Source organism: Rhodococcus sp. FG69, from assembly GCF_057808915.1.
The window spans coordinates 302902-323169 of the sequence record NZ_JBMDIX010000001.1; the positions used below are offsets into that span (position 1 = coordinate 302902).

General features: G+C 63.9%; 20 protein-coding genes. 11 read left to right on the forward strand and 9 right to left on the reverse strand.

From position 1 onward, the window contains the following. Positions 1–9 precede the first annotated feature (9 nt). Together ACODSO_RS01455 and ACODSO_RS01460 are read right to left on the reverse strand one after the other, a co-directional pair. Positions 10–939 (reverse strand): acyl-CoA dehydrogenase, encoded by a 930-nt coding sequence (locus tag ACODSO_RS01455; protein ID WP_489034748.1) that lies wholly within the window; start codon positions 937–939, stop codon positions 10–12. Positions 940–959: 20 nt separating this feature from the next. Further along, positions 960–1676 (reverse strand): glycosyltransferase family 2 protein, encoded by a 717-nt coding sequence (locus ACODSO_RS01460; protein WP_489034482.1) that lies wholly within the window; start codon positions 1674–1676, stop codon positions 960–962. 237 nt (positions 1677–1913) lie between these two features. Here ACODSO_RS01460 and ACODSO_RS01465 point away from each other — a divergent pair, with 237 nt between their 5' ends. The 7 genes from ACODSO_RS01465 (at position 1914) to ACODSO_RS01495 (ending at position 8609) form a co-directional block, all read left to right on the forward strand. Further along, positions 1914–2444 (forward strand): DUF6764 family protein, encoded by a 531-nt coding sequence (locus ACODSO_RS01465; RefSeq protein WP_489034483.1) that lies wholly within the window; start codon positions 1914–1916, stop codon positions 2442–2444. Positions 2445–2461: 17 nt separating this feature from the next. Next, a complete protein-coding gene (locus tag ACODSO_RS01470; RefSeq protein WP_489034484.1) occupies positions 2462–3067 on the forward strand; it encodes an HdeD family acid-resistance protein in 606 nt (201 codons plus the stop codon). A gap of 135 nt (positions 3068–3202) precedes the next feature. Beyond that, positions 3203–4126: a L,D-transpeptidase gene (locus ACODSO_RS01475; protein ID WP_489034749.1), complete on the forward strand. Its 924-nt coding sequence runs from the start codon at positions 3203–3205 to the stop codon at positions 4124–4126. A gap of 239 nt (positions 4127–4365) precedes the next feature. Beyond that, the gene (locus ACODSO_RS01480; RefSeq protein WP_489034486.1) at positions 4366–5295 is read left to right on the forward strand and encodes a carbohydrate ABC transporter permease; all 930 of its coding nucleotides are present in this window, start codon (positions 4366–4368) and stop codon (positions 5293–5295) included. Further along, positions 5292–6179: a carbohydrate ABC transporter permease gene (locus tag ACODSO_RS01485; protein WP_489034488.1), complete on the forward strand. Its 888-nt coding sequence runs from the start codon at positions 5292–5294 to the stop codon at positions 6177–6179. The genes ACODSO_RS01480 and ACODSO_RS01485 overlap by 4 nt, the downstream gene beginning before the upstream one ends. Positions 6180–6213: 34 nt before the next feature. Beyond that, positions 6214–7533 (forward strand): ABC transporter substrate-binding protein, encoded by a 1320-nt coding sequence (locus ACODSO_RS01490; RefSeq protein WP_489034490.1) that lies wholly within the window; start codon positions 6214–6216, stop codon positions 7531–7533. After that, the gene (locus ACODSO_RS01495) at positions 7533–8609 is read left to right on the forward strand and encodes an ABC transporter ATP-binding protein (RefSeq protein WP_489034492.1); all 1077 of its coding nucleotides are present in this window, start codon (positions 7533–7535) and stop codon (positions 8607–8609) included. The genes ACODSO_RS01490 and ACODSO_RS01495 overlap by 1 nt, the downstream gene beginning before the upstream one ends. On the opposite strand, the gene ACODSO_RS01500 is transcribed toward ACODSO_RS01495, so the two are convergent. Together ACODSO_RS01500 and ACODSO_RS01505 are read right to left on the reverse strand one after the other, a co-directional pair. Then, a complete protein-coding gene (locus tag ACODSO_RS01500) occupies positions 8590–9900 on the reverse strand; it encodes a cytochrome P450 (RefSeq protein ID WP_489034494.1) in 1311 nt (436 codons plus the stop codon). The two genes, ACODSO_RS01495 and ACODSO_RS01500, sit on opposite strands and share 20 nt — an antisense overlap. Before the next feature lie 142 nt (positions 9901–10042). Then, on the reverse strand, positions 10043–12034 hold the full coding sequence (locus tag ACODSO_RS01505) for a M13 family metallopeptidase (RefSeq protein WP_489034496.1): 1992 nt from the start codon (positions 12032–12034) through the stop codon (positions 10043–10045). On the opposite strand from ACODSO_RS01505, the gene ACODSO_RS01510 reads away from it, so the two are divergent. Next, positions 12024–12152: a hypothetical protein gene (locus ACODSO_RS01510; RefSeq protein ID WP_489034771.1), complete on the forward strand. Its 129-nt coding sequence runs from the start codon at positions 12024–12026 to the stop codon at positions 12150–12152. The two genes, ACODSO_RS01505 and ACODSO_RS01510, sit on opposite strands and share 11 nt — an antisense overlap. A 127-nt stretch (positions 12153–12279) precedes the next feature. Here ACODSO_RS01510 and ACODSO_RS01515 read toward each other — a convergent pair whose 3' ends face one another. Continuing rightward, positions 12280–12825: a DUF4190 domain-containing protein gene (locus ACODSO_RS01515; protein ID WP_489034498.1), complete on the reverse strand. Its 546-nt coding sequence runs from the start codon at positions 12823–12825 to the stop codon at positions 12280–12282. Positions 12826–12925: 100 nt separating this feature from the next. Next, positions 12926–13693, reverse strand: coding sequence for a pirin family protein (locus ACODSO_RS01520; RefSeq protein WP_068371531.1), 768 nt, complete (start codon positions 13691–13693; stop codon positions 12926–12928). 190 nt (positions 13694–13883) lie between these two features. On the opposite strand from ACODSO_RS01520, the gene ACODSO_RS01525 reads away from it, so the two are divergent. Further along, positions 13884–15266 (forward strand): maltokinase N-terminal cap-like domain-containing protein, encoded by a 1383-nt coding sequence (locus ACODSO_RS01525; RefSeq protein ID WP_489034499.1) that lies wholly within the window; start codon positions 13884–13886, stop codon positions 15264–15266. Positions 15267–15299: 33 nt separating this feature from the next. On the opposite strand, the gene ACODSO_RS01530 is transcribed toward ACODSO_RS01525, so the two are convergent. Both ACODSO_RS01530 and ACODSO_RS01535 read right to left on the reverse strand, forming a co-directional pair. Continuing rightward, positions 15300–16262: a pirin family protein gene (locus ACODSO_RS01530; RefSeq protein WP_489034501.1), complete on the reverse strand. Its 963-nt coding sequence runs from the start codon at positions 16260–16262 to the stop codon at positions 15300–15302. A gap of 101 nt (positions 16263–16363) precedes the next feature. Further along, the gene (locus ACODSO_RS01535) at positions 16364–16639 is read right to left on the reverse strand and encodes a hypothetical protein (RefSeq protein ID WP_489034502.1); all 276 of its coding nucleotides are present in this window, start codon (positions 16637–16639) and stop codon (positions 16364–16366) included. Positions 16640–16851: 212 nt separating this feature from the next. Here ACODSO_RS01535 and ACODSO_RS01540 point away from each other — a divergent pair, with 212 nt between their 5' ends. Further along, entirely contained in the window at positions 16852–18981 is a 2130-nt protein-coding gene (locus tag ACODSO_RS01540; RefSeq protein ID WP_489034503.1) for a xanthine dehydrogenase family protein molybdopterin-binding subunit, read from the forward strand. 13 nt (positions 18982–18994) lie between these two features. Next, entirely contained in the window at positions 18995–19477 is a 483-nt protein-coding gene (locus ACODSO_RS01545; RefSeq protein WP_489034505.1) for a (2Fe-2S)-binding protein, read from the forward strand. Here the strand turns inward: ACODSO_RS01545 and ACODSO_RS01550 are convergent. Further along, positions 19445–20254: a mycofactocin-coupled SDR family oxidoreductase gene (locus ACODSO_RS01550; RefSeq protein ID WP_489034507.1), complete on the reverse strand. Its 810-nt coding sequence runs from the start codon at positions 20252–20254 to the stop codon at positions 19445–19447. The genes ACODSO_RS01545 and ACODSO_RS01550 overlap by 33 nt on opposite strands. Positions 20255–20268: the final 14 nt, after the last annotated feature.

A 20268-nucleotide genomic window follows, 5' to 3' on the forward strand; every position in this document is an offset into this window, starting at 1 on the left:
TTCCGTTCTCTACCAAGGGTTGTCCTCCTTCGCGATGTCCTCTCCGAGTGCCGCGAGGTCGCGTTCGGCGTGGCTCTGTCGGAGAAACACCGTCAGATCAGCCACCCGTCGCGCGTGTTCTCCGTTGGCGCACAGGGGAGCTGCGCCGAGAGCGCGGCCGACTCGATCGATCGTCGTCGTCGATGCAGACTCGACGATTGCGCGCACGATACGCGCCCGAGTGCGCCCTCGACCGTCGGAATCGTGTGGATCCAAATCGATTTCGGCGGCTGCCGTCGTCAACGAGCTGGACGCCGCCCCCAACGCTGCGGCAACCGAGCCGAGATGGGCCCGTGCATGAGCGTCGGCGCCGGATCGCACGGCGGCATGTAACGTGTCCGCGACTGCGCAGGCGCTACCGAACCACACCGCCGCGACGCCGATCGCGCCGTGCCAGAAGCCTGGACGTTCGACATAGGCGCCTACCTCGCCCACCGGAACTGCGCGGGCACCGTCGAATCGAACCGTTCCCGAATCGCTTCTCGACATCCCGACCGCATGCCATGTGTTGGCGATGGGTCGACACCAATCCTGGGTGAGATCGACTGCAAACAGTCGCGAGCGATCGCCGACGCGGGCTGTCACCAGTGCATTCGTGCATAGGTTGGCCCCGGAGCACCACGGTTTGACACCGGTCAGCTTCCACCCGTTCGTCCCCCGTGCCGCCTCGAGCACTGGCGACGGCGGTTCCGCGGCCCATACGCCCCAGATCTGTCCACGTTTCGGTGTCGGACCACCCAGCTCGGCCAGGATTGCCAGCGCGTCCGCATGGGCCTCGGCGAAACGGCCCAGAACGGTGTCCTCACGGCCGAGCGCAGCCAGTGACAGCCATCGTGTGTCGGTGAATCCGCCGCCCGGCAATGGAAGATCGCCGGCCTCGGCGACGACCCATTGCTTCATCCGGTCGGTGAGTGCAGCGCTCACAGCGCGATCGCCAACTCGAGGTCCCGCAGATGGCCCGCAAAGCCGTCGGGAGCCCGGCCGACACGCCTCGACGAGGTTCGAACCGGTCCGTCGGATGCATAGAGAACGTCGATGCCCGCGTGCTCGAGTCTGCTGACCAGATCGACATCCTCGGCGGTGGCGAGGGCTCCGAACCCGCCGACGCTCCAGTACGCGTCCGCGCGAAATCCGAGGTTCGCTCCGTGCACGTGCCGATGACCGGGCCGGTGCCGATAGCCGGAGTTGTAGGCCAAGGCCAACGCAGGCGAGACGGTGTCGGAGTCGGGCGTCACGGTGCCCGCCACGACGCGGGCGCCTCGGCGGGCGTGCGCGAGCTGCGTCGACAGCCAGTTGCCGCCTACTTCGCTGTCGGCATCGGTCGTGGCGAACCAGACGTCCGAATATGAGGGCGTGCCCGCGTCGCGGAAGGCCGCCAGGAATCCGGCGGCGCGCGCAGCTCCGACGTTACGGCGATCGACCGTCACCACGGTGGCATCGATCTTGTCGGACCACGTCCGGGCGATATCGAGCGATGAATCGGTGCAGGAATCCAGTACTACGACCACGTGCGTTTCGACGGCGACTCCCTCACACGCGTGTCCGAGTGCGGACAGGCACGCGTCCAACAACAGCTCCTCGTTGTGAACAGGCACAACGACGACTACTCGTCGAACTTTCGGTTGCACATCGATCACTTGACGTCCACCCTCCGCAGATCCGAGTCGAATCCGATCGTGCAGCGGAGAGCACACGGCCATGGCCAGGGCTTTCCGCTCACTCGGGCGTCCGATTCGGTGCAGTCTTGCCGCCGGTGACTCGACGGAATGCAATTGAGTCCATAAGACCCTGAATGAGATCCCCCGCAGTGGCACAATCCAAACATCGTGATGCCTCCACACGAGGCGGCGTCATCGACAGCGAAAGGTGCTCTCGTGGCGATCTTCGACACGCGCGGTCTCGGCAGGACGGCTGTTCTGGCCGCTGGAGTGGGCGGTGCCGTCATGGCGTTCGCTGTTGCGTCCCCGAGTGCCGCCGGTGCGGCCGACCTCACCTGCACAGGCCCTGCCGGGTCGACGGCAGAGGTAGCCGAGGACGGCACTGCATGCGGAGTGCGTACCGACAATATGTCCACCGCCCTCGCTCGGGCATACGACGCGGTGGCCTTCGCCAGAGCTGAGGTGAGAGGCTCTGCTTTCGGCCTTGCCCACTCGGGTGGCGTCGCGGCGGCGGAGACGTCGGCTGGGCATGTCGGCGCTGTGTCGGTCGGGCCGGATTCGGTTTCGATCGTGTCGACGGACCCCGGCGCGATCGCGTTCGCGCTGTCACTGACCAGGGGGCAGACCTTCGTCGGTACGACCGCCGAGGGCGTCAGATGCGACGCGGGAGCGGGCGTCGCCGTCAACTTCAGCACCGGTCAGATGTGTATTTCCGACGGATCCAGCGTCCCTAGTCAGCCCTCGTAGAAGGCAGGTACCGACTCATGTCCACTCAACCGTCCAACTCTTTCTCGACCAACGAAGAAGCCCTGCTGCAGATCGGTAAGGATCTGTGGTGGGCAGTGCTCATCCGCGGCATCTTCGCGGTGATATTCGGCATCGTGGCGCTGGCCTGGCCCGAAGTCACCGTCTGGGCGTTGGTCGTCGTGTTCGGTGCCTACGCGATCGTCGACGGACTGTCGGCGATCTTCCGGGCGATTTCCGCACGCAAGGTCGAATCCGGGTGGGTGTGGTGGCTCCTGGGCGGGTTGGTCTCCCTCGGGGCCGGAATCGTCGCGTTCGTGTGGCCCGAGATTACTGCGCTTGCGGCAGTGTTCGTGATCGGGATCTGGGCAATCATGGGCGGACTCCTGGAGATCGCCGGTTCCATTCGCTTGCGAAAACTGGACGGCGCAGCGCACTGGGGCATGCTTCTTTTCGCGGGCGTTCTGGAGCTTCTGTTCGGACTGGTTCTGGTGTTCTTCCCAATCAGCGGCATCCTGAGCATCGTGTGGCTCGTCGGCGTCTTTGCGCTGGTGTTCGGCGTGCTGTTCGTGGTCAGCGCTTTCCAGGTACGTTCGGCAGCGAAGAAAGCGGGCGTGCTCCAGTAGGAGCTCTGTGTGAACGATTCGGAGTTCTCCGCGATTCGCCAAAGGCACGACAAGTGTGTGTTAATGACGGTTGGTTTCGGCTGCGGTCGGCAAGAGTAGGACGGATCGGAAACAGTTATGGCACTGCGTTTGAATATGGCCTCGCGTGAGAGTTCAGCACTGCGGTCACCTCGGAAGCTCATCGCTCGGTTGTCCCTCGCGGCGGCCATCGCTGCCTTCGGAGCCGCCTCGCTCGTGACCCCGGCGCATGCAGCTCCGCTGTGGCCTGGAGGGCCTGACATCCCAGGCTCCGGATCCTCCAATCCTGCGCAGCCGTTGCCTGCCCCCGAGCCGCAGCAGCAGCGTGTGGCCCCGGCGAACTTTTCCGACCCGTCGATCAGCCCGAGCGGCGGCGAGGTCGTCGGCGTCGCCCAGCCCATTGCCATCCGGTTCAACGAGGCAATCGGTGACCGCGGAGCTGCCGAAGCTGCGATTCGCGTCACAACTACCCCTGCGGTGGACGGGCATTTCTACTGGATCAACGACACCCAGGTTCGTTGGCTCCCGAACGAGTTCTACCCGGCGCACACGCAGGTGACTGTCGAAGCCGGCGGCGCTCGTGCGGACTTCTCCACTGGAGATTCCGTCATCACCACCGCCGACGACGCGACCAAGACGATCACCGTCACGCGCAACGGCGAAGTTGTTCGCACCATGCCGACATCCTTCGGCAAGCCAGGGCACGAAACGCCGAACGGCACCTACATCGTCGGTGAGCGCGTCCGTGAGATGTACATGGATTCTTCGACGTACGGCGTCCCCGTCGACGCTCCCGAGGGCTACCGCACGTACGTCGAGTACGCGACGCGAATCTCGTACAGCGGCATCTTCATCCACGCTGCCCCGTGGTCCGTCGATTCGCAGGGTTACGAGAACGTCAGCCACGGCTGCCTCAATGTCAGCACCGAGGACGGCAAGTGGTTCTTCGAGAATTCCCAGAAAGGCGATCCCGTCGTCGTCAACAACACTGCGGGCGGAACGCTCAGCGGGTCCGACGGTTTGGGCGACTGGAACCGGTAGTTCTTGCTCGCCTCGAGGCGGCTCCGCCGCCAGTGGCGCGGTTAAGTGCATTGGGGTGTACTCAACCACGCCACTGGAGCGGAGCGACCTCGGTCACTGGAGCGGAGCGACCTCGGTCACTGGAGCGGAGCGACCTCGGTTACTGGAGCGGAGCAAGCGCTAGAGCTTTAGCTCCGCGGCCATGCCTGATTGGGTGACAGTTCACCTCTCGTTCGCGGCGGGTGCGCACAGTCTGCGCAGTGAGTACAACAACGGAACGAGTGCTGCCCACAGCAGGCCGGAGGAGCTTCTTCGGTAGGCCGTGGAGTGACTATGCGCTCTTCCTGATTCTGCTGGGTCCCAACCTCGCCCTGCTGGCCGTGTTCACCTACCGACCGCTGGTCGAGAACTTCCAGTTCAGCTTCTACGACTGGAACCTGTCCTCGCCCACGTCGACGTTCGTCGGATTGGCGAACTATCGCGAATGGTTCACCCGCGACGACACCTGGACGATCGTCGCCAACACCGTCGTCTTCACGATTGCCGCCGTGGTCGGCAGTCTCGTGCTCGGACTGATTCTGGCCATGCTGCTGGACCGAAAACTGCGGGGCCGCAACTTCGTCCGTTCTGCGGTGTTTGCGCCGTTCGTCATCTCGAGTGCCGCGATCGGAATCGCGTTCCAGTTCGTATTCGATCCCAACTTCGGTCTGGTGCAGGACCTCCTGCATCGCGTCGGGCTCACTTCGCCGGACTTCTACCAGGATCCGAGCTGGGCGCTGTTCATGGTGACGGTGACCTACCTCTGGAAGAACCTCGGCTACACCTTCGTCATCTACCTCGCCGCGTTGCAGGGTGTGCGCAAGGAACTGATGGAAGCGGCCGAGATCGATCGCGCGGGCAAGTGGACGACGTTCCGGAAAGTGCTTCTGCCGCAGCTCCGTCCGACGACGTTCTTTCTCTCGATCACCGTTCTGCTCAACTCGCTTCAGGTCTTCGACATCATCAACGTCATGACCAGGGGTGGTCCGCTCGGCAACGGCACCACCACGATGGTGTTCCAGGTGTACGAGGAGACATTCCGAAACTTCCGTGCCGGCTACGGTGCGACGGTCGCGACGATCATGTTCGTCATCCTGTTGATCGTCACCCTCGTGCAGGTACGCATCATGGATCGAGACGATCAGCGATGACTCTGACAGCAAAGCCGACCGTGAGCGTTGCAGCTCCGGTGAAGCCGAAGGACCCACAGCGTCAGCGCAGCTTGTCGACGGTATTCGGCTACGTTGCAATGGCTCTCGTCATCATCATGATCGGACTTCCGCTGTTCTGGATCTTGATCACCTCTTTCAAGGAGCGCGGTGAGATCTACGTTCAGCCGGTGACCTGGTGGCCCAACTCGCTCACCCTGAACAACTACGGCGAGGCAACCACCGAGGTCCCGTTCTTCACCTATCTGCGGAACTCGGTGATCATCACCGCCGTGACGTCGTCGATCAAGTTCGTCCTGGGCGTAGCCAGTGCGTACGGCCTGGTGTTCCTGCGCTTCCCAGGCAAGAACGTCGTCTTCCTCGCCATCATCGCCGCACTCATGGTGCCCAACCAGATCACGGTGATCTCGAACTACTCGCTGATTGCCGATCTGGGATGGCGAAACTCGTTCCAGGGCATCATCCTTCCGCTGGCAGGAGTCGCTTTCGGTACATTCCTGATGCGAAACCACTTTCTGTCGTTGCCCGCGGAGATCATCGAGGCCGCTCGCATGGACGGAGCAGGGACGTTCCGGTTGCTGTTCCGGGTGGTTCTCCCGCTGTCCGGCCCGACGATGGTGGCGTTCGCGATCATCACCATCGTCACCGAGTGGAACGAATACCTCTGGCCGTTCTTGATGTCCGACGATTCCTCGGTCGCTCCGCTTCCCGTCGGACTCACTCTGCTGCAGAACACGGAGGGCTACACCAACTGGGGCGCCGTCATGGCGGTCACCATTCTGACCATCCTGCCGATTCTTGCCATCTTCCTCGTTCTCCAGCGACACATGATCAAGGGCCTCACCTCCGGTGCGGTCAAAGGCTGATTCACCGGTACCGACAAGAAAAGAAGAGACACTCATGGCACACATCGATCGTCGTAAATTCCTCGCGCTGACCGGAACGCTGGCCGCCGGCGCGGCACTCGCCGCGTGCAGCAGTCCCGGGTCGAGCTCCTCGGGTGAGGCAGCCTCGGGCGACGCGAGCACCATCAACTTCTGGTCCAACCACCCCGGTAAGTCGCAGGCGTTCGAGCAGGAACTGATCGCGCGCTTCCAGGCCGAAAATCCGGATCTGACTGTCAATCTGATCGACGGTGGCAAGAACTACGAGGAAGTCTCGCAGAAGTTCAATGCGGCGCTGTCCGGCAACGATGTGCCCGACGTCGTGGTTCTCTCCGACGTGTGGTGGTTCAACTACGCGCTGACCGGTGCAATCGAACCGCTCGACGGACACTTCGATGCAGCCGGAGTCGATTCCAGTGATTACGTCGATTCGCTTCTCGCCGACTACAACTGGAACGGCAACCACTGGGCACTGCCCTATGCGCGCTCGACGCCGCTGTTCTACTACAACAAGGCCGTCTGGGCGCAGGCGGGGCTTCCCGACCGCGGCCCGGCGACGTGGCAGGAATTCGACGAGTGGGGCCCGCGCATCCAGGCCGTCGTCGGAGGCGGCAAGCTCGCCCACGGCTGGGGCAACGCCGTGGACTACCTCGGTTGGACGTTCGAAGGGCCGATCTGGACCTTCGGCGGCGCCTACTCGGACGGCTTCGAGCTGAAGTTCGACGATGAGAAGACCATTGCTGCAGGGCAATTCCTCAAGGACATGATCCACACGAAGAAGTACGCGGCGGTCTCCAGCGACATCGCCAACGATTTCGGTGCGGGCATCATCGCCTCGACGATCGCGTCCACGGGCGACCTGTCCACCATCACCCAGAATGCATCGTTCGAATTCGGTACGGCATTCCTGCCTTCGACAGACGGACAACCAGGATGCCCGACGGGTGGAGCCGGTCTCGCCATCCCGTCGAAGATCTCGGAGGAGCGTAAAGTCAACGCGCTCAGGTTCATCGACTTCGTCACCAACGGTGCCAATACCGCGTACTTCTCGCAGAACACCGGGTACATGCCGGTTCGTAAGTCGGCGCAGGAGGATCCGAGCGAGATCGCCTTCCTCGAAGCGAACCCGAACGCCAGAACGGCAGTCGATCAGCTCGCCAAGACCCGGTCGCAGGACTACGCCCGCGTATTCGTGCCCGGCGGCGACAAGATCATCGGTACCGGCCTGGAGCAGATCGCGCTGCAGAACGCCGACGTCGCAACGGCGTTCGCCAGCGTTCAGGACCAGCTGCAGCAGATCATCGATCGCCAGATAACCCCGAACCTTCCTTCGTAATGGCTGCCGTCCACTACGCGGAGGTCTCGCACCGCTACCCGGGTTCCGACTCGTTAGCGGTCGACTCGCTGGAACTCGATATCGCCGACGGTGAATTCATCGTTCTCGTCGGCCCCTCGGGCTGCGGGAAGTCGACGAGCCTCCGAATGCTTGCCGGGCTCGAATCGGTCGAGAGCGGAAGAATCGACATCGGCGGCGTCGATGTCACCACACTCGCTCCGCGTGAACGAGATGTCGCGATGGTGTTCCAGAACTACGCCCTGTACCCGAACATGACCGTCGGGGACAATATGGGATTCGCATTGCGGAACGCTGGAATGAGCAAGGCGGACACTGCTGCCCGTGTTCTCGAGGCGGCGAAGATGCTCGAGCTCGAACCGCTGCTGAACCGAAAGCCCGGCAAGTTGTCAGGTGGTCAGCGGCAGCGAGTCGCGATGGGACGCGCGATCGTCCGGCAGCCCAAGGTGTTCTGTATGGACGAGCCGCTGTCGAATCTCGACGCCAAGCTGCGGGTGTCGACGCGAGCGCAGATCGCAGGCCTGCAGAAGCGACTCGGCACGACGACGGTCTACGTCACGCACGATCAGGTCGAGGCGATGACCATGGGCGATCGGGTTGCAGTGTTGGAGGCGGGCAAGCTCCAGCAGATCGCGTCGCCGCGGGAGCTGTACGACAACCCCGTCAACACGTTCGTCGCCGGGTTCATCGGTTCTCCGGGTATGAATCTTATCGACGCGCCGGTGGTCGACGGGGCCGCGGTGGTCGGTGGTGTGCGTATTCCGGTCCCGGCGAACGCCGAGGCCAGGGTCGTACTCGGAATCCGGCCGGAGAGCTGGAGCCTCGTCGGCGAGGGCGTCGGGTCTGTCTCTGTCGCAGTCGAACTCATCGAGGAGCTCGGTGCGGAGTCGTTCCTGTACGGTGTGCCGCCGCTCGGCACGGACTGGAGCACCCAGTCCGGCCGGCTCGCGGTTCGCGTCGACCGCAAGCTCGAGATCGGGTTGGCAGAGACGGTTCGGCTCGTCCCCACGCTCGACGAGGTGTTCTTTTTCTCCGCTGCTACCGGGCAGCGCCTGTAGCAGCGGGCTGCCCGAGATCCACTGGCAGCGACGCCCAGCCGTGCAGGACTCGGGTGTCGCGGCGGATTCCCTCGCCTGCAGACCGCAGGTGAGGGAATCGGTCGAACAGCGTCTTCAGACCGACCTCCGTCTCCGCTTTGGCAAGTGCCGCGCCGAGACAGAAGTGGCGCCCGCCGGAGAACGAGAGGTGCTTGTTCGCGTTCGTCCGAGTGACGTCGAATCGGTACGGGTCGTCGAATACGTCTGGATCGCGGTTCGCGCCCGCGAGGACGAGGACGACCAGTCCACCTTCCTGGATGGGAACGCCCTCGATGGTGACGTCATGCTTCGCACGACGCGCCGTCAGCTGAACCGGTGATTCCAGTCTGAGCATCTCGTCGACGGCTGTGGGCCAGTGCGACGGGTCCTGCTGAAGTAGGTCGAGCTGGTCCGGGTGGTCCAGCAACAGTCGGATTCCGCTGCCGAGAAGGTTCACCGTCGTCTCGAACCCCGCCGCGAGGACGAGCCCCGCCGTCGCGCGCAGTTCCTGGTCGTTCAGGCCGATTCCGTCCTCGGTCGCCTTGATCAACTCGCTCATCAGGTCCTCGCCCGGATTGCGGCGGAGTTCGGCGAGATGATCTGCGAGCCAAGCGTCGAACTGCTCCAATCCGTCCTCGACGCGGTTGAACTGCTTCCAGGAGAGTCCGATGTCGAGGCTCGGTGCCGCCATCTCGCCGAACTCGAGCACTTTCTGGCGGTCTCGGTCCGGAACGCCGAGGATGGTCCCGATGACGGCGACGGGGAGTTGCGCGCAGTACTTGTCGACGATGTCCACTTCACGGCCGCCCGCCGTGAGCTCGTCGAGCAGACTGTCTGCCTTCTCCTGGACCATCTCACGCATCTTCGCCACCGCGCGCGGCGTGAACACCGACGACACCAGCTTGCGGTAGCGGGTGTGCTCGGGCGGTTCGACGGACAGCAGCGACGGCGGCTTGAGCGGGTGAAGAGCCTTCGACCGCGTTCTGTTCTCGATCCACCGCAGCGGCGTCGGCAGGTTGGCGCCCAACTCCGTGACCTGGAAGTCGTCGGATCTGAGTAGTTCGTGGACTACTCGGTGGGTGACGGTGATGTTCGAGATTCTGGTCTTCACCAGCGGCCCCGACGCGCGGATCTTCTCGAACACCTGGCGCGGTTCGGCACGGGTTGCCGGGTCCGCGACCAGCATGGCTTGCGGGTCACCGGCCTGCGCCGCCTTCTTTGCCCCGTACCGTACGACGCCGTGTGCGGCGATCCATCTGATCCGCTTCTTCATGTCCCCACCCCTTCGAAATGTCCAAGCGGCTTCGCCGCCAGTGTCCAAGCGGCTTCGCCGCCAGTGGCATGGTTAAGTGCGTTGGAGTGCACTCAACCGCTGCCACTGGCGCGGAGCGCCTAGCCGTGCCGGCGCGGAGCGCCTACCAAATCCTGACGCGCTCCGCTGGATCCAAGTACAGCGCATCTCCCGGCTTCACATCGAACGCTTCGTGAAAACTGTCCAGATTGCGCACCACACCGTTGCAGCGAAACTCCGGCGGCGAGTGCGGATCGACTGCAAGTCGACGGATCGCCTCTTCGTCGCGTGCCTTGGTTCGCCATACTTGTGACCAGCCGAAGAACACCCGCTGCAGACCGGTGAGGCCGTCGAGAACGGGAGCGTCCTTGCCGTCGAGCGCGATCTTGTACGCGGCGACGGCGATGGACAGACCGCCGAGGTCGCCGATGTTCTCACCGATTGTGAACTGTCCGTTGACCTTGTGACCGGGCAGGGCCTTGGGTTCGAACTCGTTGTACTGGTCGATCAGCGCGGTGGTGCGCTTGCCGAACTCGGAGCGGTCCGAATCGGTCCACCAGTCGATCATGTTGCCGTCGCCGTCGTACTTGGCGCCCTGGTCGTCGAATCCGTGTCCGATCTCGTGTCCGATGACCGCGCCGATTCCGCCGTAGTTCGCGGCATCGTCGGCTTCGGGGTCGAAGAACGGCGGCTGCAGGATCGCTGCAGGGAAGACGATTTCGTTCATTCCCGGGTTGTAGTACGCGTTGACGGTCTGTGGCGTCATGAACCACTCGTCGCGATCGACGGGGCCGCCCAGCTTGTCCAGATCACGCTGGTATTCGGCAACGTAGCCGCGTCGGTAGTTCCCGAGCAGGTCGCTCGCGTCGATCTGCACGGCCGAGTAGTCACGCCAACGATCCGGGTAGCCGATCTTCGGGGTGAACTTGTCGAGCTTGTCGAGCGCCTTCTGTCGAGTCTCCGGGCTCATCCACTCGAGGTCGGTGATGTTGCGACGGTATGCCTCTTGGAGGTTCTCGACGAGTACTTGCATGCGGGCCTTGGCGTCGGCCGGGAAGTGGCGTTCGACGTACAGCTTCCCGACGGCCTCTCCCAGCAGGTCCTGTACGAGGGACACGCCGCGCTTCCACCGTTCGCGGTTTTCTTCGGTGCCGCTCAACGTGGTCCCGTAGAACGCGAAGTTCTCCTCGACGAGGGCTGCGGTCAGGTACGGGGCGCGACTGTGCACGATGCGCCACGCGAGCCACGCCTTCCAATCCTCGATGTCGGCGGACACCCACAGGCCGGTGAATGTGGACAGGAACGACGGCTGACCGACGACGATCTCCGCGAACTGCTCGCTGCTACCACCGAGGCCGGACATCCATGCAGTCCAGTTGAATCCGGGTTCGTTCCCCACGAGAGTGTCGAAGTCGACGAGGTTGTAGCTCTTCTCGGCGTCACGGCGCGCGACGACATCCCAGTGGCCTGCGGCGAGCTTGGTCTCGAGGTCGAAGACACGCTGGGCGTCGTAGGACAGCCCGGCGATGGAGAACATCTTCGCGATGTGGGCGATGTACGCCTCGCGGATGTTCGCGTAATTGTCCTCGCGGTAGTAGGACTCGTCGGGCAGGCCGATGCCGGACTGCGTGACGTGCACCAGGTAGCGCGAGGAATTCTTGGCGTCGGTGTCGACGTAGTGGCCGATGGCCCCGCCGACGCCGGTGCGCTGCAGTGAGCCGAGAACCTCGGCGAGCGTGACGAGATCACCCGCGTCGGCGACGGATGCCAACTCGTCGGCGATGGGCGAAAGGCCCGCTTCCTCGACGGCATCGGCGTCGAGGAAGCTCGAATAGAGATCGCCGATCTTCTGCGCGTCGGTCCCGACGGGAGGGTTCGACTCGGCTGATTCCTGGATGATCGTGCGGACGTCTTCTTCGGCCCTGTCGTACAGGGTGCGGAATGCCCCGTCGACCGCGCGGTCTGCCGGAATGGAGTAGTCGTCGAGCCACTTGCCGTTGACATGCACGAACAGGTCGTCCTGGGCGCGTGTGCTCTCGTCCGTGAAACTGAGGTCGATGCCCGAGTTCACCTGTCCCGAATCCGATCTTGAATCCAACGTAGTCATGCATTCCATCTTTACACTCTTGCCGCTGTCGTCACCGCTTGTAGGCATCATCACCCAGCTCGCCGAGATCGATCACCACGCGCCCGTCGTCGCCGATATCGCGCGAAGTTTCGCGTCAGGCGGATAATTCGGGACCGACAGGTACGAGCACATTGTCGACGATGCAGTCGCCTACCTCGCCGAAGCCGACACCCTCGCCACCTATCTTCGACACCAGGAGAACCGATGATGCGGGCAACTGGGACCTGTGCGCGTTACGGCGTGCGCTCGATCGTCACCCCGTAGCGATCCTCCACGTTCTGCTGGAACTCGCGGTTGCAGTCGTCCCTCGCGGATTGGCTGCTACCGGCATCGTTGATGCAATCGAGGTAGTCCTTGCCGCCGATGCTGTTGAACAATCCGACGCCGAAGACGATGAGGGCGATCGACAGCAGGATCGCGAGCACACCCAAGATGATCGACATCAACGACACCGTGCCGTTCGTGGCGGTGCCCTTCTTGTAGTTGGATCGGCCCATGATCCCGAGAACGATTGCGAGCAGTCCCAGCACGACGCCGCCGACAATCGTCCACGACGTCAGAATTCCCAGGATTGCCAGGACGAGCGCAATGATGCCCAGCGTGTTCTTGGGTGCAGCGGGCGGGTACTGGCCGGGCTGCTGGTATCCGCCAGGCGGGTAGTTGCCGGGTGGCGGGTAGTTGCCACCGGGCGGCGGATAACCGCCGGGTGGCGGGTAGTTCCCCGGTGGTGGGTTGTTCCCCGGTGGTGGGTTGTTGCCGGGTGGTGGCTGTTCCGACATGGCCTTCGATCCCCCTCCAGTGCGTGACGAGTGCGGGAAGTGTAGCGCCGCACGGCCGTCGATCAGGGTTTCTCCACCAGTTCGTGACCAAAGAGGAAAGTCACTGCCCTAGGCGTGCATGCATCTCCCACACCAGGATCTCAGCGTGTTCGAACGACTGAACACGCTGTCCACCAGACGAACTCATCCGCACGGCATCGCCCTCGTACAGTTCCCCGACGCCTTCGACCTGGACGGTTCCCTGTGCGACGAAAACGTGAAGAAAAGGCGCTTCTGGCAGCGAGATCGGGCGCTCGGGGTGCAACCGAGCCACATGCAAGGCCGCTGCCTTCTGGTTGATTCGGATCGCGGACTCGCCGTCGTGCTTCTTCATGCCCGATGCGATCGGAACCAGTCCGCCGCGCAGCAATTCGTCGGCGACCTCGAGTTGCTCGTAACCCGGTTCGAGACCGGGCGTGTCCGGAACTACCCACATCTGTACGAATCTGACCGGCTCCTGGTGAGTGTCGCCGGTGAGCCGCCACGAGTCGTTCTTCTCCGAGTGCATGATTCCTTTTCCTGCACTCATCCGCTGCGCAAGTCCCGGATAGATGACTCCGGAGTGGCCGATCGAATCCTGGTGGACGAGCGAGCCTGTCGTCACCCACGTGACGATTTCCATGTCCCGATGCGGGTGCGTGTCGAAACCCTGACCGGGAGAGACGATGTCGTCGTTGTTGACGAGAAGGAGTCCGTGGTGGGTGTTGTCCGGGTCGTAATGCTGACCGAACGAGAACGAGTGTTTCGAGTCCAACCATGCCACACGGGTTTTCAGGCGATCGCCGGCGCGATGGATATCGATGTGCGGGATGGAGAGTGGAGCGGACATATGTCTACTCTACGAGGCGTCGGAGGTGTCCGGTGACCGGTCGCATAACTTTCGCGCGTCGAGTCGAGTGTGAGGAAACCTCGAACTGGGTAGCCCCCGGGTTGATCACGCAGCGGGAGGGCGCCGGTGCTCGAGAGGGACCGATGCTCGATAGGGTAGGTACACCAAGCGAATGCGGAGAGAACTCTTAATGACCGATTCGACGCGCGTCACCACGGTGGATATCGAGACAGCACTGCTGGCGTGGATCCCGCAGCAGAGATGGTTTGCGGCCAAGGGGTCGGTGATGGTGTCGTTGGAGGTGGTCGAACGGGTGCCTCTCGGATCCCGTCCCGGGGTGAGCGCCGAACACATCCTCGTCGACATCGGACTGGGTGCGCATGTCGACGACGGCGGGCAGGTACAGCGCTATCAGGTTCCGCTCGGATTTCGCCGTACGGCACCGGAGGAGCTGGCAGCCTGGCAGCTTCCGGTGCCCTCGTCCGACATCGTGGTCTACGACGGTCTGAGAGATCCGGCCGTCATCGCGATGTACGGCGATGCGCTCGCTGCCGCCGAGTCGATCGGGCCTATCGACTTCCGGAGCGTCGCCGAAGACTCGGTGAAATCCGGGATGCTCGGGCGGGTGCTGGGCGCAGAACAATCCAACACTTCGGTCGTGCTCGGTGAAGTGCTGCTGCTCAAATTCTTTCGTCGCGTGGCTCCCGGCGTCAATCCCGATATCGAACTGCACAGGGCGCTCGCGGACACAGGGTGCCGCAACGTGGCTCCACTGCGCGCCTGGATCGACATGCAGTCCGATGGCGAGTTGTCGATGCTGGGTATGGCGCAGGACTTCGTCGCGGATTCGGCCGAGGGCTGGACGACCGCGCTCACATCGGTACGGGATCTGCTCGCGAGCGGCCTCGCGCAACCGGACACCGACTTCGCGACGGAGGCATATTTGCTCGGCGAGGCGGTGGCCCATGTCCATGCTGATCTCGCGCGGCAACTCGGAACATCGGAGCGGCCCGCGAAGTCCTCGGTGGACGAGATACTGGAACGGGTCGAGGCGGCTGCCGAGGCGGTGCCCGGACTCGCCGCGCACCTTCCCGCTGCACGCGAGCTGATAGCCCGAGCCGAGGCCGCGGGCTCCACCACGGTGCAGCGGATTCACGGCGATCTTCACCTCGGACAGGTGCTCCGTACTCCGTCGACGTGGTTGCTCATCGACTTCGAGGGCGAGCCGGCCAAGTCACTCGAGGAACGCCGACGTCCGGACAGCGCGCTACGGGACGTCGCCGGGATGCTCCGATCGTTCGACTACGCCGCGCACAACCTGTTGCTCGCCGAATCCGGCGTCACCGACGAGGCCGCTGATCTGGCCACCCAGTGGGTGGAGCGGAACTCGTCGGCGTTCTGCGACGGCTACGCCTCGGTGACAGGTGCGGATCCGCGATCCGAAGCCGCCCTCCTCGGCGCATACGAGCTGGACAAAGCCGTGTACGAGGCCGTCTACGAGGCCCGTAATCGACCGACGTGGTTGGACATCCCGATGCGGGCGATCAGGCGTCTGGCCCCCGCGCACGAGTAGTCACTTCCAGCGATTGATCACCCCCGGCGGTGATCAATCGCGCGCATATTCGGCAGGGATGGACCCGAGGCGCCCGGCTTGGAAGTCCTCGAACGCCTGGATGACCTCGGACCTGGTGTTCATGACGAACGGTCCAGCCATCGCGACGGGCTCCCGAATCGGCTTGCCACCGAGCACGAACACCTCGAGGGATTCGCTCCTGGAGTCCGGACGATCGGATGCCGCAATGTCGATGGTGTCGCCGCGCCCGAGCACCGCGGTCTGACCCATTCGCAGAGGTCGACGATCTGGGCCGACGGACCCGGACCCGGCGAGGACGTACACCAGTGCGTTGAAGTCTCGGTTCCACGGCAGTGCCAATGCAGCGCCGGGCGCCACCGTGACGTGGGTCAGCGCGATGGGCGTGTACGTCGATCCCGGCCCCTGATGACCCGAGACCTCACCGGCGATGACCCGAACGAGAGCACCGCCGTCATCGCTGGAGAGCAACGCGACCTTGTTGCCGGTGATGTCCTGGTAGCGGGGCGCCGCCATCTTGTTGTCACGAGGCAGGTTGACCCAGAGCTGCACGCCGTGGAACAGACCACCGGATTGGACGAGGTGCTCGGGCGGGGCCTCGATATGCAGGATCCCTGCGCCCGCAGTCATCCACTGAGTGTCGCCGCCACCGATACTGCCGCCACCGCCGCCGGAATCCTTGTGCTCCATGATCCCGTCGATCATGTAGGTCACGGTCTCGAATCCGCGATGCGGGTGCCACGGAGTTCCCTTCGGCTCGCCGGGTGCGTAATTCACCTCGCCCATCTGATCCATATGGATGAACGGGTCGAGCGAAGAGAGGTCGATACCCGCGAACGCCCGACGAACCGGAAAGCCTTCACCCTCGAATCCTGCGGGGGCCGTGGTGACGGACTTGACCGGCCGGGCCACGGCGGTCGCGTCGGGAAGGGGTATGCGGGGGAGGGCAAGAATGTTGTCGACAGTTACAGCGGGCATCGTCGTCTCCGGGTTCAGTTGATGTCTCAGGTTAGTTGATCAGTCAACTACTGCTGAGTGTAACGCCGACCCCGAAAAACCTATTCCCATCGATCTTCAGCTCACTTGTTCGCCTTGCGTGCGTCGGCGCGGTCCGCTCGCGCCTGTTCCTGCTGGTCGCGCCGCTCGTCCATGCTGGCGGAGACGCGGGCTTGCAGGCACTCGGCAGCGCTGTGCAGCTGGGTCACGTCCCCGTCGGGGGAAACCACGGTGCAGTACGCGCGGGCGTCGGTCCCCGGTTCGATCACGGTATCCGCGGATGCTGCTGTAGCCGCGGTCAATCCGGCGATACCGATCATTCCTACGACGCTCAATGTTCGAATCACTTTGTAAGGCATGACTTCCTGCTTTCCTCGGGCTGAGAGTGGACAACCGATTTCCGGTGTGAATCGATCGTGTCGCGAGTCTCGCCCGGACACCATCGGGGCAGTCCCCTATCTTTCGAGGTGCTGACCTCGGGGTGGGGGTAGGGAAACCGGACATCTGTCGGTACGGTCAGCACAGGCGTCAACGCCTGACGAGGTCCTGTGAGAGAAGAGCGGTGTCGTACATGCAGGTGAGTAGGCGGGCGTTCCTGACGACCCTGCTCCTGGCGCCCACCCTGACAGTCGCCGTGTCGCCGACGGTTGCGGCTGCGCCTGCAGTCGGGGGGATGGACCTCGGCGACGTGCTGATTTCCGCCGGCAGGCCGACGGAACACCTGTTGGTCGTACTCGACGTTCGTACCGACGGCACAGTCGGGCTCGTGCTCCCGCGGGCCGAGGTAGGGCAGGGATTGACGACGTCGCTGGCCATGCTCGTCGCCGAGGAGCTCGACATCGCAGTCGACACCGTCGAGATCTCGCTGGCCGATGCACGGCCCGAGTTGCTGTTCAATCAGATGACCGGCAGCTCGAATTCGATCCGGTCGATGTACTGGCCCATCCGCCATGCCGCGGCAGGTGCTCGCACGCGATTGATCGCTGCTGCGGCGCTACGCTTCGCCGTTCTTCCACAAGGAGTTTCCCTCATGGACGGGGTCCTGACGGCCTCGGACGGGCGAACGACGGGGATCGGTGATGTCGCCGTCGCTGCTGCCGACCCGTTGCTGAAAATGATTCCGTCCGAACCGAAACCGTCGGATCAGTTCCGTGTGATCGGCACATCGGCCCGCCGCGTCGACGCGCGGGCGATGGTGACAGGCTCGTTCGAGTACGCACTCGACCTCGACGTTCCGGGTGCCATGCCGGTAGTCGTCAGGCGAGCGCCGTCGATCGGTGGCAAGGTGGCCGACGTCGACAAGGGTGCGCTCGCAGCAATGCCCGGTGTGATCGACGTGGCTGTCATCCCGACCGGTGTTGCGGTGATGGCCGAAACCTTCGGGCAGGCAATCGATGCCGCAGCTGCGGCCCGCGTCACGTGGACGTCGGGTCCGGTCGATGCGGAGAACGACGAAACCATTCGCGACCGGCTGCGTTCCGCTGTCGAACCTTTCACGACGACCGGCGAGCTGACCGCCGAGTTCGACTTCGCATTCGTCTCACATGCTGCCATGGAAACCAATTCCGCTGTGGCAGATGTACGGTCGGACTCGGCCGAAATCTGGGGATCGATGCAGGCGCCGATCGTCGCCAAGCAAGTCATCGCTCGGGTGTTGGGAATGCCGGTCGGTGCCGTCACCGTCCACGTCGTCAGCGGTGGTGGCTCTTTCGGTCGACGCCTGTTCTTCGACGCGCCTCTCGAAGCCGCGCAAATCTCTCAGGCAATGGGACGAAAGGTGCGGCTGATGTGGACGCGGGTCGACGACCTGCGTCATGGCCGCGCGCGACCTGCCTCGCATCACCGATTCGCGGTGCGGACCGACGGCACCGATGTAGCGTCCTTCGAGCATCGGACCGCCGCGGTGGCAACGGACTTCTCGCACGGATTCGGCGAGATCCTGACGGCATCGGGATCGGCGGCATCAGGACGGTCGGTGTTCTCGCGGACGGTGGCAACGCCGTATGCCTTCGGTGACGTGATCGAAACTCTGCGCGAGGTCCCACTCCCGATGAACACGGGCAGCTGGCGGTCGGTGTTCTCCGCCACCAGTCGTGGGGCAGCGGAGATCGTCGTCGATCGAACAGCGGCCGCCCTCGGGTTCGACCCCGTCGAGTTTCGGCGATCCCGTCTCACCGACTCCCGTCACCACGCAGTTCTCGATGCCGTTGCTGCCGACAGTGATTGGGGACGGCAACTGCCCGACGGTTGGGCGCAAGGTGTCGGCTTTCATGCCGAGTACCGGTCTTGTGTCGCGTATGTCGTCGACCTCGACGCCACCGATCCCGACCGGCCGCGGGTGCGACGCGCCGTCGTCGCCGTGGATGTCGGGAAGACCATCGATCCCTCGGGGCTGGAGGCGCAGATGCTCGGTGGTCTCACCGATGCCATTTCGACGACGCTGTCGGCCGGCCTTCACATCGATGCGGGACTTCCACTCGAAGGAAGTTTCTCGCAGTTTCACTTCGCCCGACAGGTGGATTCGCCGTCGGACTTCCGGATGATCGTCATCGACGGCGCGGACGAGCCGGGAGGAGCCGGGGAACTCGGTGTACCTGCCGCCGTCGGAGCAGTCGCGAACGCTTACGAGCGTGCCACCGGCAAGACTGTCCGGTCGTTCCCCATTCGTTTCGACACGAACTTCGAACCATTCCCACGATGAAAGGCGCTCGCACATGCACGAATTCACGGTGAACGGTCGCGAGGTCGCCGTCGATGCTCCGGACGATCTGGCGTTGCTGTGGGTGCTGCGCGACAAGCTCGGCGTACGAGGGCCCAAGTACGGATGCGGAATCGGTGTGTGTCGTGCCTGCACGAGCCATCTCGACGGTGAGGAGATTGCGCCGTGCATCACTCCGGTGTCCGAGGTGGACGGCCGCGAGGTCACGACCATCGAAGGACTCGCCGACGGTGATGCCCTCCACCCCATGCAGCAGGCGTGGCTCGAAGAGGACGTCGCGCAGTGCGGCTATTGCCAGCCAGGCCAGATCATGGCTGCCGTCGCACTGCTCGCGCGCACCTCCGAGCCGACCGACGTCGACATCGACCGAATCGAGAACGTGTGCCGCTGCGGCACGTACTTTCGCATTCGGCGAGCAATCCGGCGGGCTGCAGATATCGCCCGTTCAGCGGGTGAGCGTCCCGAGGTCGACGGGTAGCTGAATTCCCGTGACGTGACGGGCTTCGTCGGACGCCAGCCACGCCACCGCGGCCGCTATGTCCTCGGGTTGGCTCACCGGGTCCGGCAGCGAGCCCATGAAGATCGGTCCGAGGGTCGCGCCGTGTTCGCCGATGAGCGCCATCATTTCGGTCGGTTGCATCCCCGTCTCGACGCCGTGTGGGTGAATGGAGTTGACGCGAATTCCGTACTGGCCGAGTTCGTTGGCCATCGACCGGCACAGTCCGACGATGCCGTGCTTGCTGGCCGCGTAGTGCGCCAGAAACGGTAGACCACGCAGCCCGGCCACCGAACTGGTCATGACGATCGAACCTCCCGTTCCCTGTTCGAGCAGGATCGGAACCGCCGCCTTCACGGTGAAGAACGTCCCGGTGAGGTTGACGTCGATCGTCTCCTGCCACTGCTCCGGGGTGATCTGCCACGACATGGCGGCGGAGCAGATACCGGCATTGGCGACGACGACATCGAGGCGTCCCAGTTCGGCGACGCCGTCGCGGAGGGCTTTGTCGAGTGCGGCGAAATCCCGAGTGTCGGTTTCCGTCGCCACGATGCGTCGATCGAGAGCTTCGACGGCGGCCACGGTCTCGGCGAGGTCCGCCGCGCTCGCACCGTCGTAGTGGGTCGAGGGGAACTCGCGGCAGATGTCCACGGCGATGATGTCGGCGCCCTCGGAGGCGAGCCTGATCGCCTCGGCTCGTCCCTGTCCCCGCGCAGCTCCCGTGATGAACGCAACCTTGCCGTCGAACCGTGTCGTCATCGCCTCGACGCTAC